The sequence below is a fragment of the Streptomyces sp. NPDC059740 genome (genome assembly GCF_042733155.1).
GTDB lineage: Bacteria > Actinomycetota > Actinomycetes > Streptomycetales > Streptomycetaceae > Streptomyces.
Window position 1 is genome coordinate 388,290 of record NZ_JBHWGP010000004.1, and the last position, 13,285, is coordinate 401,574.

General features: G+C 75.0%; 12 protein-coding genes. 5 read left to right on the plus strand and 7 right to left on the minus strand.

Annotated elements, in window-relative coordinates:
- Positions 1–348: 348 nt before the first annotated feature.
- Positions 349–1,161 carry a SigE family RNA polymerase sigma factor gene (locus ACFV3R_RS08300; protein ID WP_385577444.1) on the plus strand — a complete coding sequence of 271 codons (813 nt, stop codon included), beginning with the start codon at positions 349–351 and terminating at the stop codon, positions 1,159–1,161.
- Between the two features lie 143 nt (positions 1,162–1,304).
- Here the strand turns inward: ACFV3R_RS08300 and ACFV3R_RS08305 are convergent, their stop codons facing one another.
- Entirely contained in the window at positions 1,305–1,904 is a 600-nt protein-coding gene (locus tag ACFV3R_RS08305) for an ATP-binding protein (protein WP_385577534.1), read from the minus strand.
- A 283-nt stretch (positions 1,905–2,187) separates the two neighbouring features.
- Between ACFV3R_RS08305 and ACFV3R_RS08310 the strand changes: the two genes are divergently transcribed.
- On the plus strand, positions 2,188–2,655 hold the full coding sequence (locus ACFV3R_RS08310) for a hypothetical protein (RefSeq protein WP_385577447.1): 468 nt from the start codon (positions 2,188–2,190) through the stop codon (positions 2,653–2,655).
- Positions 2,656–2,696: 41 nt separating this feature from the next.
- Here ACFV3R_RS08310 and ACFV3R_RS08315 read toward each other — a convergent pair whose 3' ends face one another.
- From ACFV3R_RS08315 to deoC, 3 genes are all read right to left on the minus strand, one after another.
- Positions 2,697–3,653: an aldehyde dehydrogenase family protein gene (locus ACFV3R_RS08315; protein ID WP_385577450.1), complete on the minus strand. Its 957-nt coding sequence runs from the start codon at positions 3,651–3,653 to the stop codon at positions 2,697–2,699.
- Positions 3,646–5,076: an aldehyde dehydrogenase family protein gene (locus ACFV3R_RS08320; RefSeq protein ID WP_385577537.1), complete on the minus strand. Its 1,431-nt coding sequence runs from the start codon at positions 5,074–5,076 to the stop codon at positions 3,646–3,648. Before ACFV3R_RS08320 ends, ACFV3R_RS08315 begins: the two co-directional genes overlap by 8 nt.
- Before the next feature lie 97 nt (positions 5,077–5,173).
- On the minus strand, positions 5,174–6,169 hold the full coding sequence (gene deoC, locus ACFV3R_RS08325; protein WP_385577540.1) for a deoxyribose-phosphate aldolase: 996 nt from the start codon (positions 6,167–6,169) through the stop codon (positions 5,174–5,176).
- 199 nt (positions 6,170–6,368) lie between these two features.
- Between deoC and ACFV3R_RS08330 the strand changes: the two genes are divergently transcribed.
- Positions 6,369–7,010: a PH domain-containing protein gene (locus tag ACFV3R_RS08330; RefSeq protein WP_385577453.1), complete on the plus strand. Its 642-nt coding sequence runs from the start codon at positions 6,369–6,371 to the stop codon at positions 7,008–7,010.
- Positions 7,011–7,068: 58 nt separating this feature from the next.
- Here the strand turns inward: ACFV3R_RS08330 and ACFV3R_RS08335 are convergent, their stop codons facing one another.
- The 3 genes from ACFV3R_RS08335 to ACFV3R_RS08345 all read right to left on the minus strand — a co-directional run bounded on the left by ACFV3R_RS08335 (position 7,069) and on the right by ACFV3R_RS08345 (position 10,203).
- Positions 7,069–8,787: a phospho-sugar mutase gene (locus ACFV3R_RS08335; protein ID WP_385577456.1), complete on the minus strand. Its 1,719-nt coding sequence runs from the start codon at positions 8,785–8,787 to the stop codon at positions 7,069–7,071.
- Positions 8,788–8,849: 62 nt separating this feature from the next.
- The gene (locus ACFV3R_RS08340; RefSeq protein ID WP_385577459.1) at positions 8,850–9,671 is read right to left on the minus strand and encodes a purine-nucleoside phosphorylase; all 822 of its coding nucleotides are present in this window, start codon (positions 9,669–9,671) and stop codon (positions 8,850–8,852) included.
- Positions 9,672–9,765: 94 nt separating this feature from the next.
- Positions 9,766–10,203 carry a gamma-glutamylcyclotransferase gene (locus ACFV3R_RS08345; RefSeq protein WP_385577462.1) on the minus strand — a complete coding sequence of 146 codons (438 nt, stop codon included), beginning with the start codon at positions 10,201–10,203 and terminating at the stop codon, positions 9,766–9,768.
- A 294-nt stretch (positions 10,204–10,497) separates the two neighbouring features.
- Between ACFV3R_RS08345 and ACFV3R_RS08350 the strand changes: the two genes are divergently transcribed.
- Both ACFV3R_RS08350 and ACFV3R_RS08355 read left to right on the plus strand, forming a co-directional pair.
- A complete protein-coding gene (locus ACFV3R_RS08350) occupies positions 10,498–11,937 on the plus strand; it encodes an NAD(P)H-quinone dehydrogenase (protein ID WP_385577465.1) in 1,440 nt (479 codons plus the stop codon).
- A 256-nt stretch (positions 11,938–12,193) separates the two neighbouring features.
- Positions 12,194–13,135, plus strand: a complete 942-nt coding sequence (locus ACFV3R_RS08355) for a DeoR/GlpR family DNA-binding transcription regulator (protein ID WP_385577543.1) — start codon at positions 12,194–12,196, stop codon at positions 13,133–13,135.
- Positions 13,136–13,285: the final 150 nt, after the last annotated feature.

A 13,285-nucleotide genomic window follows, 5' to 3' on the forward strand; every position in this document is an offset into this window, starting at 1 on the left:
GACCGGCGGGGGTCCGCAGGCCGGGGCCGGCGGCTGCGGGGGCGGTGACATGGCCGGTGACGTGGTGTTCTCCGGCCGCCGGTGCCCCCGCGGTGAAGCCCCCGTCCCTCGCTCCGGTCGTCCGCGGCCCCGGCCCGCCGACGCCCCCACCCATCCCTGACCTGAGGAGTTCCCGGCCGGCGTCACCCGCTGTCACCGGGCCGTGTGGCAGGGCTCACCCGCCCTGTGACAGCTCTGTGACAGTCGGAGGACAGCGCGATGAAACTGGTTCGGCAGAGTTCATGGCGTCGGGCCGGGAACACCGCCCCGGCACCGAGGAATCCGGGCTCAACCGACGGGAGGCGTGAGATGGACACCCCGCACTCGAAGACCGCCGGCGCGGTGGTCACGCGCCTGCACGACATCGGCCGCAACACCTGCGGTACCCGCGTCGAGTCCGGCGCGGCGGCCTTCCACCGGGGTGCGGCCCGCGGCCGCAGCCACCACCGGGCCACCTACGGGACCGCCGCGGACACGGTGATAGCCGAACTCGTCCGGGGCGCCGCCGAGCAGGCGACGACTCCCGTGGTGCAGCAGCAGGCCGGGCCGGGCGCCGCGGAGGGGATGGCGCCCGCCCCGGCGACGCAGCACACCGAGGACACCGAGGCGGCCTTCACCGCCTACGTCCGGGAGCGCCGCGCCTCCCTCTACGCCGCCGCCTACCACCTGACCGGCGACCGGTACGAGGCCGAGGACCTGCTGCAGAGCGCGCTGTTCTCCACCTACCGCGCCTGGCACCGCATCAGCGACAAAGGGGCCGTGGGCGGTTACCTGCGGCGCACCATGACCAACCTGCACATCAGCGCCTGGCGCCGCCGCAAGCTGAACGAGTACCCGACCGAGGAACTGCCCGAGGCGGCCGGCGACACCGACGCGATGCGCGGCACCGAACTGCGCACCGTCCTGTGGCAGGCGCTCGCCCGCCTCCCCGAGCAGCAGCGGACCATGCTGGTGCTGCGCTACTACGAGGGCCGCACCGACCCCGAGATCGCCGAGACGCTGGGCATCAGCGTGGGCACCGTCAAGTCCAGCATCTGGCGCACCCTGCGCCGGCTGCGGGAGGACCAGGTGCTCGCCTCCGGCCACGACCAGGGACGGTGCTTCGAGGAACTGGTGGCCTGAGCCGCGGAAGGGGGACGCGGCCGACGGTCGCGGGCCGGGCGGGGTCACGGGGGTGACGGCGGCGCGGGAAGGGTCGGGGGACCCTTCCCGCGCCGCCGTCGTGCGACCGCACGGCAGTCACCGGGGGCCCGGCGCGGGGGCGGTCAGCGGCTGCGCTGCCCGGGGACCGCGGCGGGGCCGGCCGCGGCGGCCAGACGGGACACCACCTCCTGCCCGGAGCAGGCCAGGGCGCCCAGCGCCGTCTGCCGGGCCACCACCGCGCGCTCGCCGCGCAGCAGCCGCAGCCCCCGGCGCACCAGGTACAGCGGTGGCTTGCGCCCCTCGCGGAGGTCCCGCACCAGGCGTCGGCGGAACGTCGTCAGGGGGCTGCCGCACAGGCACAGGGCGTCGGCGAGCAGTCCCTGCGCCCGGCAGGCGGCGAGCAGGTCCGCCGCGAAGATGCCCTCGGCGACGACGGCCGGCGCTCCCGCCCGGTCGATCGTGGCCGTGCCGGTCCGGGCGTTGCGGGCGAAGTCGTAGACCGGCACGGCGGTGCGTCCGGTGCGGCAGAGGGCGTCCAGTGCGGCGAGCGCCGCCCCGGCGTCCCAGGACAGCGGCGAGTCCCAGTCCGGGCCGCCGCCGTTGGGGAGTTGGGGGAGGGTCGGGTCCCTCCCCTCCTTGTAGAAGTCGTCGAGCGCCACGACCGGCAGGCCCGAACCCAGTGCGAGGGAGGACTTGCCCACCCCCGAGGGCCCGGTCAGCAGGAGGACGCGGACGGCGGGGGATTCCTGCCCTCCGTCGGTGCCCCCGGTCCGTCCGGCGGTGGCGGGGAGAGCGTCCCGCGCGGTGTCGACGAGGGCGAGGGGCTCGAAGTGACCGGACCGGCCGGCGGGCTCAGGCTTCACGGGGAGCCATTGTCGCCCACCGGGCGGGAGTTCGGGGCCTCGCACCCCCGTCGCGGCGTGCATGGTGGAAGCCTTCCCGACCGTGTCATACGCTGTGTTGTCGTTCCGTCACGTTCCGTACCGCACCGAAGGTGGACCCGCCATGGCCCTCCCCGCTCGTCGTCCCCGTCACCCCCGGCTGCCGCGTACCCTCCTGCGCGCCTCGGTGGCGCTCTCGGTGGCCGGCACCGCGCTCGCCGCCGGGGTGGGCGCCGCCGCGGCGGCCGACCTCGCCGGCGCGGTGACCCGGGCGGCGGACCCCGGCACCGTCGCCGGAGCCGTCGCGAAGACCCCGCTCAACTCGCCCACCCGCACCGTCAGCGGGCCCCTCGGGGTGCTCGGCGACACCGTCACCACGGCGGCACGGGAAGGGGTGGGGCCGATCACCAAGCTCCGGCTGGACCCGCTGGCCGGCACCACGACCGACCCGCTGACCAACTCCGTCGGCACCCGCGTCGCCGACTTCAAGCCGGTGGGCACCAGGCTCGTCACCGACCCGCTGACCCGCGGCGGCGGCCTGGCCGACCTGCCGGTCGTCCACGAGGCCGGAGGGCTGCTGGGCGGGAAGTGAGGGACGGCGTCCGGGCGCGAGGGTCCGCGCCCGGACCCGGCTCACACCCCCATCGGGTGCCAGACGGTCTTCGTCTCCAGGAAGGCCAGCATGCGCCCGGTCCCCTGGTCCGCGGCCCAGTCGACGTCCTCGGGACGCCGCACCCGCTTGAGGTTGTCCGCGGCGGCCTCCTCCAGGGACGTCGCCGCGGCCGGGTCGGCGACGCCCGTCAGGTCCAGCGCGTTGACGTCGCGGTGGGAGGCCAGCGGGGCCAGCAGCTCCGCGGGCGAGCCGGAGAGCAGGTTGACCACCCCGCCCGGCACGTCCGAGGTGGCCAGGACCTCGCCGAAGGACAGGCCGGGCAGCGGTGCCGGCTCGCTGAGGACGACCACCGCGGTGTTGCCGGTGACCACCACCGGGGCCAGCACGGAGACCAGCCCCAGCAGCGAGGGCTCCGCCGGGGCCGCCACCGCCACCACACCGGTCGGCTCGGGCGTGGAGAGGTTGAGGTACGGGCCGGCCACCGGGTTCGTGGCGCCGGCGACCTGCGCGATCTTGTCCGACCAGCCCGCGTACCAGACCAGACGGTCCACCGCCGCGTCCACCTGCGCCGCCGCCGCGCCCTGCGTGAGCCCCTCGGCCTCGGCGACCTCCGTCGTGAACTGCTCCCGCCGGCCCTCCAGCATCTCCGCGAGGCGGTAGAGGACCTGGCCCCGGTTGTAGGCGGTGGCCCCCGACCAGCCGGCGAACGCCTTGCGGGCGGCGACGACCGCGTCGCGGGCGTCCTTGCGGGAGGCGCGCGGCGGGTTGGCCAGCCAGTGGCCCTCGGCGTCGGTCACCTCGTACACCCGCCCACTCTCGGACCGGGGGAACTTCCCCCCGACGTACAGCTTGTAGGTCTTGCGGACGGCGAGTCGGGAGGCCGAGCCGGCGCCCGCGCCGGGCCGGCCGCCGCCCGGTGTCCGCTGCGGGGCGGCGGGTGCGGCGGCCTCGCGGCGGGCCTTGCGGTTCTCAGACATCGAGGTACGCCTCCAGGCCGTGGCGGCCGCCCTCGCGGCCGAAGCCCGACTCCTTGTAACCGCCGAACGGCGAGGTCGGGTCGAAGTTGTTGAAGGTGTTGGACCAGATCACGCCGGCCCGCAGCCGGTTCGCCATCCACAGGATGCGCGAACCTTTCTCCGTCCAGATGCCGGCGGACAGACCGTAGGGCGTGTTGTTGGCCTTCTCCACCGCCTCCTGCGGGGTGCGGAAGGTGAGGACCGACAGCACCGGGCCGAAGATCTCCTCCCGGGCGATGCGGTGGGCCTGGGTGACGCCGGTGAACAGCGTCGGCGCGAACCAGTAGCCCTGCCCGGGAAGTTCGCACGGCGCGCTCCACCGCTCCGCGCCCTCGGCCTCGCCCGCCTCGGCCAGCGCGGTGATGCGGGCCAGCTGCTCGGCGGAGTTGACGGCGCCGACGTCGGTGTTCTTGTCCATCGGGTCGCCCACCCGCAGCGTCGCCATCCGCCGCCGCAGCGCGTCCAGCAGCTCCTCCTGCACCGACTCCTGCACCAGCAGCCGGGACCCGGCGCAGCACACGTGGCCCTGATTGAAGAAGATGCCGCGCACCACGCCCTCGACCGCCTGGTCCAGCGGGGCGTCGTCGAAGACGATGTTCGCCGCCTTGCCGCCCAGCTCCAGCGTGAGCTTCTTGCGCGTCCCGGCCACCGTGCGGGCGATGGCCCGGCCCACCTCCGTGGAGCCGGTGAACGCGACCTTGTCCACGCCGGGGTGGGCCACCAGCGCCGCGCCCGTCGAACCGTCACCGGTGACGATGTTGACCACGCCCCGCGGCAGGCCCGCCTGGCGGCAGACGTCCGCGAAGAACAGGGCGCTCAGCGGCGTCGTCTCGGCGGGCTTGAGCACCACGGTGTTGCCGGTGGCCAGCGCCGGCGCCACCTTCCAGGCCAGCATCAGCAGCGGGAAGTTCCACGGGATGACCTGGCCCGCCACGCCCAGCGGCCGCGGGTCGGGTCCGAAGCCGGCGTGCCGGAGCTTGTCGGCCCACCCGGCGTAGTAGAAGAAGTGCGCCGCCACCAGCGGCAGGTCGGCGTCACGCGACTCGCGGATCGGCTTGCCGTTGTCCAGCGTCTCCAGCACCGCCAGCTCCCGCGAGCGCTCCTGGATGATCCGGGCGATGCGGAACAGGTACTTGGCGCGCTCGGCGCCCGGCAGGCCCGACCAGCCGGGGAAGGCGGCGCGGGCCGCGGCCACCGCCCGGTCCACGTCGGCCTCGCCGCCCTGGGCGACCTCGGAGAGCACCTCCTCGGTGGCGGGCGAGAGCGTCTTGAAGACACGTCCGTCGGCGGCGTCGGCGAACTCGCCGTCGATGAACAGGCCGTAGGACGGGGCGATGTCGACGACCGAGCGCGACTCGGGCGCGGGGGCGTACGCGAAGGTCATGGGTGCCTCGCTGGGCGTGCGGGAGGGGTGCGGGTCGGGGGGCGGCGCGGCGGGGCCGGCGCCGGTCCGGTGGGGGTCGGCTGCGGGTTCGGGCACGTCAGTCCACCGTCACGTAGTCGGGCCCGGAGTAGGCCCCGGTCGCCAGCTTGTGCCGCTGCATCAGCAGGTCGCCCAGGAGGCTGGAGGCGCCGAAGCGGAACCAGCGCGGGGTGAGCCAGTCCTCGCCCACCGTCTCGGCCACCATCACCAGGTACTTCACCGCGTCCTTGGCGGTACGGATGCCGCCGGCGGGCTTCACCCCCACCTGGACGCCGGTGGCCGCACGGAAGTCGCGCACCGCCTGGAGCATCAGCAGGGTCACCGGGGGAGTGGCGTTGACCGCGACCTTGCCGGTGGAGGTCTTGATGAAGTCCGCGCCGGCCAGCATCGCGAGCCAGGACGCACGCCGCACGTTGTCGTAGGTCTGCAGTTCGCCGGTCTCGAAGATGACCTTCAGGTGCGGGTCGGGCCGGCCGGCGTCGCCCTCCGGCCGCCGGCACGCCTCCTTGACCTGGCGGATCTCCTCCAGCACCTGGAGGTAGCGGCCGCCGAGGAAGGCACCTCGGTCGATGACCATGTCGATCTCGTCGGCCCCGGCGGCCACCGCGGCCCGCACGTCGGCGAGCTTGACCTCCAGCGCCGCCCGCCCGGAGGGGAAGGCGGTGGCCACGGACGCCACCAGGACGCCCGGGGCCCCCGCCTCGGCGAGCGCCCCGCGGGCGGTGGCGACCATGTCGGGGTAGACACAGACGGCGGCAGCCTGCGGTGCGGTGCGGTCGGTGGGGTCGGGGCGGGCGGCCTTGGCGCAGAGCGCGCGGACCTTCCCCGGCGTGTCGGCGCCCTCCAGCGTCGTCAGGTCGATCATCGAGACGGCGAGGTCGAGGGCGTGGGCCTTCGCCGTCGTCTTCACGGAGCGGGTGGCGAGCTGGGCGGCGCGGTCGTGCAGTCCGACGGCGTCCACCCCGGGCAGGCCGTGCAGGAACCGGCGCAGCGCGCTGTCCGACGCGGTCACGTCGGCCGCCTCGGCGAGGGCACGGGAGGGCGTGGAGGGCATGGTCACCAGCGGAGCATATCTACGCGCGTAGCGACTCGACAAGAGGGCGAAAAGGCCGGGTTGGGGCGTGCGGGGCCCGGCCGGGCGGGCCGGGTGGGCCCCGCGCCGGAAGCCCTGGGACGGCCCGCGTCCGCGGGGTGCGGCGAATGATGCCGTACCGCAACGTCCGTCATCCGGACGGTCAGGCACAATCGGCAGCATGAACCGCCAGGACGAGTCCACCGGCCAGGGCTACGCGGAACGCACCTACCGCTCGCCCGCCTCACTGGTCAGCGGGGTGCTGCTGCTGTTGCTCGCCCTGTGGCTGGGGATCGACGCGCTGGTCAACGGCGTCGCCCACACCCGGCTGCTGGCACTGGCCGGGCTGGTCTTCCTGGTGCCGCTGGTGACGGCGTACACGCTGCGGCCCGTGGTGCGCGCCGGCGAGGACCGCCTGACCGTGCGCAACCCCTTCCGCACCGTGGTGCTGCCGTGGGGGGCCGTCGAGGACCTGCGGGCCGCGTTCTCCAGCGAGGTCTTCACCGCCGACGGCAAGTACCAGCTCTGGTCCATCCCGGTCTCGCTGCGGCAGCGCAAGCGCGCCAACCGCCAGGCCGCCCGCCGCTCGGCCGGCGCCGGCGGCGGCCGGTCGCCCTTCGGCTCCGCACCGGGCCCCGCGGCCACCGACGACGGGCCGCCCCGCGCCACCGCCGACCGCGCCCTGGACGAACTGCGCGAACTGCGCGAGAGCCACGGCTCCCGGGAGTCCGCCCAGGGGCCCGTGCAGGTGCGCTGGGCCTGGGAGATCATCGCGCCGTGCGTGGTGGGGGCCGTGGCGCTGGTGGTCCTGTTCGCGGTGTGAGGCCGGCGCTCCCCGGGGCGGACGGACCCGGCGGCCGGGACGCGCCCGCCCGTCCCCGTCAGATCCCCGCGGCCCGCGCCAGGTCCCGCTTCACCCGCTCCAGCACCTCCGCCGCGCCCGCCCGGGCCTGCGGCAGCGCCCCCGAGGTGCCCACCGGGACGACGACCTCCAGGTAGCACTTGAGCTTCGGCTCGGTGCCGCTGGGGCGGACCACCACCCTGCCGCCCTTGACCCCCGCGCCCTGCGAGCCGGCGAGCCGGTAGCGCAGCCCGTCGGTGGGCGGCAGTCCGGCCACGCCCGCGCTGAGGTCCTCCACGGTCTCGACGGCCAGGCCGCCCAGTTCGACGGGCGGCCCCTCGCGCAGCCGGCGCATGGCGTCGCCGATGACCGACAGGTCCGCAACCCGTACCGAGAGCTGGTCGGTGGCGTGCAGGCCGAACTCCAGGGCGAGGTCGTCCAGCAGGTCGCCGAGGGTGCGCCCGGAGACCCTGAGTTCCGCCACCAGCTCGGTGACCAGCAGCGCCGCGGTGATGCCGTCCTTGTCCCGCACGCCCTCCGGGTCCACGCAGTAGCCCAGCGCCTCCTCGAAGGCGTACCGCAGGCCGTCCACCCGGGCCAGCCACTTGAAGCCGGTCAGGGTCTCCTCGTAGGCCAGGTCCGAGGCGCGCGCGATGCGGGCCAGGACGGAGGAGGAGACGATCGTCGTCGCGAAGGTGTCGCCGCGCTCCGCCCGCGCCCGGTCCCGGGCGACCAGGTGCGCGGCGAGCAGCGCCCCCACCTCGTCGCCGCGCAGCATCCGCCAGCCGGCCGGGGTCCCGGGCGCGGGCACCGCCACGGCGCAGCGGTCGGCGTCCGGGTCGTTGGCGATGACCACGTCGGGGCCGACGCTGCGGGCGGTGGCGAAGGCCAGGTCCATCGCCCCGGGCTCCTCCGGGTTGGGGAAGGCGACCGTGGGGAAGTCGGGGTCGGGCTCGGCCTGTTCGGCCACCACGGTGGGCGGCGGGAACCCGGCACGGGCGAACGCGGCCGTCAGCACCTCGCGGCCCACCCCGTGCAGCGGCGTGTACACCACCTGCGCCTCACGCGCCGAGCCCGGCGTCAGCACGCCCTCGGCGCGCTCCAGGTAGGCCCGCAGCACCTCCTCGCCCAGCACCTCCCAGCCCTCTTCGGGGCGCGGCACCTCGCGCAGGTCGCCGACGGCGGCGATGTGCGCGGCGATCTCCTCGTCCGCGGGCGGCACGATCTGCGCGCCGGCCCCCGACGGCTCCGGCGCGGCGCCCGCGCCCAGGTAGACCTTGTAGCCGTTGTCGCGGGGCGGGTTGTGGCTCGCGGTGACCTCCACCCCGGCGACGGCGCCGAGGTGGCGCACGGCGAAGGCCAGCACCGGTGTGGGCAGCGGACGCGGCAGGACGGCGGCCCGCAGCCCGGCGCCCGTGACGACCGCGGCGGTGTCACGGGCGAACTCGGCGCTCTTGTGGCGGGCGTCGTAGCCGATGACGACCAGGCCGGGACCGTCCTCGCCGGGGCGCACCCGCTCGTTCAGGTACGCGGCCAGGCCCGCCGCGGCCCGGATGACCACGGCCCGGTTCATCCGCGTCGGCCCGGCCCCCAGCTCGCCGCGCAGGCCCGCGGTGCCGAACTGCAGGGTGCCGGCGAAACGTTCGGCGAGCGCCTTCTCCTCGCCCGCGTCGAGCAGCGCCGACAGCTCCCGGCGGGTCTCCGGGTCGGGGTCCTGCGCGAGCCAGGCGCGGGCCGTGGCGATGAGGTCGTGCTGCACGGGGTGTCCTTCCGGGAGGTCGCGGGGACGGGGGCGGGCCTGCGGCCCGGGTCGGCGCGTGCTCAGAGCTTGCCCAGCACCTTGGCGAGGAGGTCGCCCATGTGGCGGGCGGAGTCCCGGCCGGCCTGGAGGACCTCCTCGTGGTTGAGGGGCTGGCCGGTCATGCCGGCGGCGAGGTTGGTCACCAGCGAGATGCCGAGGACCTCCGCGCCCGACTCGCGGGCGGCGATGGCCTCCAGTGCCGTGGACATGCCCACCAGGTCGGCGCCCATCACCCGGGCCATCCGGATCTCGGCCGGGGTCTCGTAGTGGGGGCCGGGGAACTGGGCGTAGACCCCCTCCTCCAGCGTCGGGTCGATCTCCCGGCACAGCTCCCGCAGCCGCGGCGAGTACAGGTCGGTGAGGTCGACGAAGCGGGCGCCCACCAGCGGGGAGGCGGCCGTCAGGTTGAGGTGGTCGCTGATGAGCACCGGCTGCCCCGGGCGCATGCCCTCGCGCAGCCCGCCGCAGCCGTTGGTGAGGACCATCGTGCGGCAGCCGGCGGCGGCCGCGGTGCGGACCCCGTGGGCCACGTCGGCCACGTCGCGCCGCTCGTAGAAGTGGGTGCGGCCGAGGAAGACCAGCGCCCGCTTGTCGCCGATGCGGTGGCTGCGCACCGTCCCGCCGTGTCCGGCCGCCGTGGGCGCGGGGAAGCCGGGCAGCATCGTGACCGGGAACTCGTGCTCGGGGGTGCCCAGCGCGTCGGCGGCGGGCGCCCAGCCCGAGCCCATGACCAGGGCGACGTCGTGCGAGGCGGCCCCGGTCAGTTCGCTGATCCGGTGGGCGGCGGAGGCTGCGGCGCCCTGGGGGTCGTCCGCGAGGTGCTCGATGGCGGTTGCGTTCACGCGGACGAGGGTATCGGCAAATGGCCTACGCGCGTAGATGCGGAGTGCGGCGGCCCGCGGCCCGCCCGGCCCGCCGGTGCGGTGCCTCCGGCGCTCAGCAGGGGCGCTTGCGCAGTTCCATGACGTAGTCGTGGGGCGCCCCGGCCGACTCGGCCGCGTCCGCGATCTCCCCCAGGTAGCGGGCCGAGGGCAGCCCGCCCTCGTAGCCGTTGAGGACGTACAGCCAGGCGGCCTCGTCCCCGTCGAGGGTGTGCACCCGCACCCGCATGCGCCGGTAGATGTCCATGCCGACGCCCTCCCACCGGTCCATGGACTCCTCGTCCATGGCCGCGAGGTCGTAGAGGGCGACGAAGACCTGTGAGCGGGGGGCCTCGACGAGTGTCGCGAGGGCGCCCTCCCAGCCCATCTGCTCCCCGCCGAACGTCAACCGCCAGCCGTTGAGCCAGCCGGTGCCGCGCAGCGGGGAGTGCGGGGCGCGGCGGGACATCAGCCGCGCGTCGAGGTTGCCGGCGTACGCGGCGTAGAGCGACATGGCTCCGAGGGTACGCAGCCGTCGCCGTCCCGGCGCACCTGGGCGGGCGGGACGGTGGTACGCGGTGACCCGGCCGGACCGCCGAGCCACCCGGCCGCCGGAGCGGACCACCCGAGCGGCGTACGTCGACCGGGTGAACCGCCGCAGCGGCCCCGCGGGCTTCCGGCGGGGCGTGCGAGGCGAGGCGGGGGATCGCGCCCGGGGGAGGCGGGCGCGGGGGTGGAACGTGCGCCCCCGCGGCGGCCGACAGCCCCCACCGTGGGCCGCGGCGGCGGGGTGCGGGACAATGGGGGCGTGACTCGGATCGTGATCATCGGTGGCGGACCCGGCGGATACGAAGCGGCCCTCGTGGCGGCGCAGCTCGGCGCGGAGGTGACCGTCGTCGACTGCGACGGGCTGGGCGGTGCGTCGGTGCTGACCGACTGCGTGCCGTCCAAGACCCTCATCGCCACGGCCGAGGTCATGACCTCCTTCGACTCCTCCTACGAGGAGCTCGGCATCATCGTCGAGGACGACACCCCCTACAACGAGCGCCCCGCGCGCGTCGTCGGTGTGGACCTCGGCAAGGTCAACCGCCGGGTGAAGCGCCTGGCGCTGGCCCAGTCGCACGACATCACCGCCTCCGTCACCCGGGCCGGCGGCCGGGTCATGCGCGGTCGCGGCACCCTCCAGCCGGGGCAGGCCCCGGACGGCTCCCGCAAGGTCACGGTCCGCGCCGCGGACGGCTCCGAGCAGGTCCTCACCGCCGACGCCGTGCTGGTCTCCACCGGCGCCCACCCCCGCGAGATCCCCGACGCCCAGCCCGACGGCGAGCGCATCCTGAACTGGACGCAGGTCTACGACCTGGAGGAGCTGCCCGAGGAGCTCATCGTCGTCGGTTCCGGTGTCACCGGCGCCGAGTTCGCCGGCGCCTACCAGGCGCTCGGCTCCCGCGTCACGCTCGTCTCCTCCCGCGACCGGGTGCTGCCCGGCGAGGACCCGGACGCCGCCGCCGTGCTGGAGGACGTCTTCCGCCGCCGCGGCATGAACGTCATGGCCCGCTCCCGCGCCGCCTCCGCCAAGCGCGTCGGCGACCGCGTGGAGGTCACGCTCTCCGACGGCCGCACCATCTCCGGCACGCACTGCCTGATGGCGGTCGGCTCCATCCCGAACACCGCGGACATGGGGCTGGAGGAGGCCGGTGTGAAGCTGAAGGAGTCCGGTCACATCTGGACCGACAAGGTCTCCCGGACGTCCGCCCCCGGCATCTACGCGGCCGGCGACTGCACCGGCGTCTTCGCCCTCGCCTCGGTGGCCGCCATGCAGGGCCGCATCGCGATGTACCACACCCTCGGCGACGCGGTGGCGCCGCTGAACCTCAAGACGGTCTCGGCCAACGTCTTCACCGACCCCGAGATCGCCACCGTCGGCTACTCGCAGGCGGACGTGGACGCCGGCCGCATAGACGCCCGGGTGGTCAAGCTGCCGCTGCTGCGCAACCCGCGCGCCAAGATGCAGGGCATCCGGGACGGCTTCGTGAAGCTGTTCTGCCGCCCCGGCACGGGCATCGTGGTGGGCGGCGTGGTGGTCGCCCCCCGGGCCAGCGAGCTGATCCACCCCCTCTCCATCGCGGTCGACAACAACCTCACCGTCGAGCAGATCGCCAGCGCCTTCACGGTCTACCCCTCGCTCTCCGGCTCCATCGCGGAGGTCGCCCGGCAGCTCCACACCCGCAAGACCGCCGAGAGCGACTGAGGGCCGCACGAGCCGGCGCGCGCCACACGTCTTCGCGGTGTGGCGCGCCGGTCCGCGGGCGGCCCGACCTGCCCGTGACGCACCGTGAGGCCGTGGGGTGGCCTCCGGCATATCCCAAGTGGTCATCCCTATATCACGGTGAAGGCCAAGAAGCGGTCAACTTCCGATATTCGGTGCAAGCTGCTGAAAAGCGACGGACGTTGGCGTTACTGTCAGTTTCGTGTTCGCTGCAGAACGTCGTCAATTGATCCTTGAGATGGTGCGCGCCAACGGAGCGGTCTCGCTCCGGGAACTGGCCCGTGTCGTCCAGACCTCCGAAGTCACCGTCCGTCGTGACGTCCGCGCGCTGGAGTCCGAGGGCCTGCTCGACCGCCGGCACGGCGGTGCCGTCCTGCCCGGCGGCTTCGCGCGGGAGTCCGGCCTGCCGCAGAAGTCCCACCTGGCGACCGCCGAGAAGACGGCGATCGCCGACCTCGCGGCGGGACTCGTCGAGGAGGGCGAGGCCGTCGTCGTGGGCGCGGGCACCACCACGCAGGAGCTGGCCCGCCGGCTCGCCCGCGTCCCCGGGCTGACCGTCGTCACCAACTCCCTGCTGGTGGCGCAGGCACTGGCCCACGCCAACCGCGTGGAGGTCGTCATGACGGGCGGCACCCTGCGGGGTTCCAACTACGCCCTGGTGGGCAGCGGCGCCGAGCAGTCGCTCCAGGGCCTGAGGGTGACCCGGGCCTTCCTCTCCGGCAACGGGCTGACCGCCGAGCGCGGCCTGTCCACCTCCAACATGCTCTCCGCCAGCGTCGACCGCGCCCTGGTGCAGGCTGCGGCGGAGGTGGTCGTCCTCGCCGACCACACCAAGCTCGGTACGGACACCATGTTCCAGACCGTCCCCACCGACTGCATCACCCGCCTGGTGACCGACGCCCCGCCCGGCCACGACGACCGCGCCGCCACCGAGTTGCAGGCGCTCGCCGACCAGGGCGTGGAGGTCTCCGTGGCCGAACCGCCGGCGGCGCCGCAGCCCCCCGGCGGCCCCACCACCGGCACTGCCGAGCAGTCCCCCAGGGCACGCCGCGCCCCGCACCGCGACGTCCCCCTGCCGGGGCAGCGCCGCAACCACCCCGGCAGCCCGCCGCTGCGCTCGGCCGCCGTCCTCGGCGACGCCCAGGGGCGGGTGGCCGACCTGGCGCCGCGGCGGCGCTGAGACACCCCCTGCCGGACCCGGCCACACGCTCAGGGACCCGACGCCACGTGAGCGGGACGCTGTTGGTTAATTCGGGCCCTGCTTTGCCCCGTCGAGCGTCAGCTCGACGGGGCAAAGTGCTGCGAAGTGGCTGGTGCGGGTGCGGGCCCG

Bases quoted from the DNA above. Each gene is read 5' to 3' on its own strand.
- ACFV3R_RS08300 (WP_385577444.1), top strand. From the start codon at position 349: ATGGACACCCCGCACTCGAAGACCGCCGGCGCGGTGGTCACGCGCCTG.
- ACFV3R_RS08310 (WP_385577447.1), top strand. From the start codon at position 2,188: ATGGCCCTCCCCGCTCGTCGTCCCCGTCACCCCCGGCTGCCGCGTACC.
- ACFV3R_RS08315 (WP_385577450.1), bottom strand. From the start codon at position 3,653: ATGTCTGAGAACCGCAAGGCCCGCCGCGAGGCCGCCGCACCCGCCGCC.
- ACFV3R_RS08320 (WP_385577537.1), bottom strand. From the start codon at position 5,076: ATGACCTTCGCGTACGCCCCCGCGCCCGAGTCGCGCTCGGTCGTCGAC.
- deoC (WP_385577540.1), bottom strand. From the start codon at position 6,169: ATGCCCTCCACGCCCTCCCGTGCCCTCGCCGAGGCGGCCGACGTGACC.
- ACFV3R_RS08330 (WP_385577453.1), top strand. From the start codon at position 6,369: ATGAACCGCCAGGACGAGTCCACCGGCCAGGGCTACGCGGAACGCACC.
- ACFV3R_RS08345 (WP_385577462.1), bottom strand. From the start codon at position 10,203: ATGTCGCTCTACGCCGCGTACGCCGGCAACCTCGACGCGCGGCTGATG.
- ACFV3R_RS08355 (WP_385577543.1), top strand. From the start codon at position 12,194: ATGGTGCGCGCCAACGGAGCGGTCTCGCTCCGGGAACTGGCCCGTGTC.